We start from the raw sequence: 3,670 nt of genomic DNA on the forward strand, positions 1-3,670 counted from the left end.
AGGCCGTCGGTGATCAGGTCCTGCGGCAGATCGACGCCGATGAACACCATCTTGTTGGTCTTCTTCTCGACCGGCAGCCACTTCGACGCGAGGTCGCTGCCCATCATCTGGTGCACGCCCTGGAACACGACCTTGCGGTCGACGCCCTTCATGTACAGCACGCCCTTGTAGCGCAGCATCCGCTCGCCGTAGATCTGCAGGATGCCGCCGAGGAAGTCTTCCAGCTTGTTCGGGTCGAACGGGCGGTCGTTGCGGTACACGAACGACTTGATCTTGTCGTCGTGGTGCGCGTGGTGATGATGGTGGTGGCCATGGTCGTGATCGTGCGCGCATTGACCGTGATCGTGGTCGCAATGGGCGTGATCGTGATCATGGTCGTGATCGTGGTGCTGGTGCGCGTGATCGTCTTCGGCCAGGAAGTCGGGGTCGATCTCGAGCTTCGCGTTCAGGTTGAAGCCGCGCAGGTCGAAGATTTCCTTGATCTCGGCTTCGCCGAAGTTCACGACCTTGATCGCGGCCTTCGGGTTCATGTGCATCAGGCGATGCTTGAGGCCAGCCACCGTCTGGTCGTCGACCAGGTCCGACTTCGTGATGAACAGGCGATCGGCGAAACCGACCTGGCGCTGCACGACTTCGTGCTCGTCGAGCTGCGCGTTCGCGTGCTTCGCGTCGACCAGCGTGATGACCGCGTCGAGCAGGAAATCGTCGGCGATCTCGCTGTCGATGAAGAAGGTCTGCGCGACCGGGCCCGGGTTCGCGAGGCCGGTGGTTTCGATCACGATGCGGTCGAAGTCGAGCTTGCCTTCGCGCTTCTTCGCGGCGAGATCGCCGAGCGTGCGCGCGAGGTCGCCGCGGATCGTGCAGCAGATGCAGCCGTTGCTCATCTGGATGATCTGCTCGTTCGAATCCTGGATGAGGATTTCGTTGTCGATGTTTTCTTCGCCGAACTCGTTCTCGATCACGGCGATCTTCATGCCGTGCTGTTCGTTCAGGATGCGCTTGAGCAGCGTCGTCTTGCCGCTGCCGAGGAAGCCGGTGAGGATGGTGACGGGAGTGGCCATGTCAATCGCCTGTGGTTCGTGAATCGGGGTCAAAACCAGGATGTGCGTCGCGCCCGAGGCTTTACCAGCCGGGGCGCACAACCATCCATTGAAACATACCTGTCAAGCACTCGCCCGTCGTCCGAACGACAGGCGGGAGCGCGGATCCGCCGGGCGCAACGCGCGTGCCGGCGGAGGGTTACGCGCGTAGATCGGGGCGATCAGACGATTTGCAACAGCAGGCCCTTCAGATATTCACCTTCCGGGAATGCCGCGAGCAGCGGGTGATCGACGCCCGCGCCGAGCCGCTTCAGGATGCGCGCGTCGACCTTCGCGTCGGCGGCGGCGCCCGCGACGATCTTCTGGAACAGGTCCATGTCGATCGCGCCCGAGCACGAGTACGTGAACAGCAGGCCGCCCGGACGCAGCAGCTTGAAGCCGCTCAGGTTGATGTCCTTGTACGCGCGCGCCGCACGATCGACGCTGTCGCGGGTCGGCGCGAACTTCGGCGGGTCGAGCACGATCAGGTCGAAACGCTCGCCTTCGTCGACGAGGCGGCGCAGCGTCTTGAATGCGTCGGCGTCGAGCCAGGTCGCGCGTTCGGCATCGAAACCGTTGGCGACCACGTTCTGCTGCGCGAGCGCGAGCGCATCGCCCGACGAGTCGATCGACACGACGCGCTTCGCCCCGCCCTTGAGCGCCGCGAGCGAGAAGCCGCCCGTGTAGCAGAAGCAGTTCAGCACGTCGCGATCGGCCGCGTACTGCGCGACCAGCGCGCGGTTGTCGCGCTGGTCGACGTAGAAGCCCGTCTTGTGGCCGTTCGGCACGTCGACGTGATAGCGCACGCCGTTTTCGTTCGAGATCAGCGTCGCGGGCGGCGCATCGCCGGCCAGCACGCCGGTGGTTTGTTCGAGCCCTTCCTTGTCACGGATCGACACGTCCGAACGCTCGTAGACGTTCGGGCAATCCGTGGCGCCGACCAGCGCCTTGACGATCGCGTCCTTCCACGCTTCGACGCCGGCCGCCATGAACTGGCAGACGAGCTGGCCGCGCGGCGTCGCGCCGGCTTCCGCGGTGTCCGCGATGTAGTAGTCGACGATCAGGCCCGGCAGGCCGTCGGCTTCGCCGAACACGAGGCGCACCGCGCCCGTGTTCGACACCATCGTCGTGCGGTGCGCGACCGCGCGCTGCACGCGGCGCTTGAAGAACGCGTGGTCGATCGGCTCGTTCTCGTCGAAGCTCCACACGCGCACGCGGATCTGCGATTGCGGGCTGTACGCGCCGCGTGCGAGGAAGCGGCCGTCGTGCGCGCGCACGATCACGGTCGCGCCGGGCGCGGGCTTGCCGTCGACGCGGTCGATCGCATTGGCGTAGATCCACGGATGGCGGCGCAGCAGCGATTTTTCCTTGGACGGCTTGAGGGTGACGGTTTGCATGATGAGATCGAAAGGGGCCGTGCGCGAAGCCGACCGTGGCCGGTCGCCGCGCGCGGCGGGTAACACGGGACGCGCGTCAGTCGCGCTTCTTCGCGCGCGGATGCGCGCTGTCGTAAATCTTTGCGAGATGCTGGAAGTCGAGCGACGTATAGACCTGCGTCGCGGAGACGCTCGCGTGGCCGAGCAGTTCCTGCACCGCGCGCAGGTCGCCGCTCGACTGCAGCACGTGCGTTGCGAACGAGTGGCGCAGCACGTGCGGATGGACGTTGGCGGGGATGCCCGCGGTGAGCGCCGCGCGCTTCACGCGCTCGCGCACGACGCCCGGCGACATCCGGTTGCCGCGCACGGACACGAACAGCGGATGCGGATCGTGCTTCACGAATTCGCCGCGCACCGCGAGCCACGCGTTCAGCGCGTCGATTGCCTTGCGGCCGACCGGCACCTTGCGCTCCTTGTTGCCCTTGCCGCGCACGGTGACTTCGGCTTCGGCGAGATCGAGCCAGCCGACCGAGCGGTAGCCGTCGGCCTGCGTGTACCTCACGTCGAGCCCGATCAGCTCGGCGAGGCGCAGCCCCGACGAATAGAACAGCTCGAGGATCGCGTGATCGCGGATGCCTTCGGTCGTGCCGGCGAGCGGCGCGTCCATCAACGCCGATGCGTCGTCGACCGACAGCGCTTTCGGCAAGGTCTTCGCGCGTTTCGGCGCGCGCACCGCGGCGACCGGGTTCGCGGGCATCTCGATGCGCTGCGCGAGCCAGCGGTAGAACGCGCGCCACGCGGACAGCCGGTGCGAGATCGACCGTGCGGACAACCCGCCCGAATGCGCACGCGCGACCGCGCCGCGCATGTCGGCGGCCGTCAGCGCTTCGAGCGGCCGGCCGTTCGCGAGCTTCTTCAGCTCGTCGAGTTCGTGCGTGTATCCGCGCAGCGTGTGTTCCGACAGCTGCCTGACGTGCTTCAGGTTCGACAGGTAGGCGGCAATCGGATCGTCGGTCATCGCGGGCGGAAGGATCAGTGCGGCAGCAGGCGCGTGAGCGCGGCGCTCGCGAGCGTCGCGATCTGCGCGAGGAAATCGGTGGCCATCCCGTCGTGGAAGCGGCGCGGGTCGGGCGAACCGAGCACGAGCAGGCCGAACGCGGGCGCATCGGTGCCGGCGAGCGGCGCACGCAGCGCGAGCAGCGCGACCGAGGTAGC

At 66.7% G+C, this 3,670-nt stretch carries 4 protein-coding genes; all 4 read right to left on the bottom strand.

Annotation, left to right across the window (positions count from 1 at the left end; genetic code table 11):
- A partial coding sequence (locus JYJ84_RS31155; RefSeq protein ID WP_205189911.1) for a GTP-binding protein occupies window positions 1–1,061 on the bottom strand: 1,061 nt, incomplete at its 3' end.
- Window positions 1,062–1,261: 200 nt separating this feature from the next.
- Entirely contained in the window at window positions 1,262–2,476 is a 1,215-nt protein-coding gene (locus JYJ84_RS31160) for a class I SAM-dependent rRNA methyltransferase (protein WP_122946507.1), read from the bottom strand.
- Window positions 2,477–2,552: 76 nt separating this feature from the next.
- Window positions 2,553–3,473 carry a tyrosine recombinase XerC gene (gene xerC / locus JYJ84_RS31165; RefSeq protein ID WP_175222419.1) on the bottom strand — a complete coding sequence of 307 codons (921 nt, stop codon included), beginning with the start codon at window positions 3,471–3,473 and terminating at the stop codon, window positions 2,553–2,555.
- Between the two features lie 14 nt (window positions 3,474–3,487).
- The coding region (locus tag JYJ84_RS31170; protein ID WP_205189912.1) for a DUF484 family protein at window positions 3,488–3,670 on the bottom strand (183 nt) is incomplete at its 5' end.

It is taken from the genome of Burkholderia sp. LMG 13014, assembly GCF_905232215.1.
Taxonomy (GTDB): Bacteria; Pseudomonadota; Gammaproteobacteria; order Burkholderiales; family Burkholderiaceae; genus Burkholderia.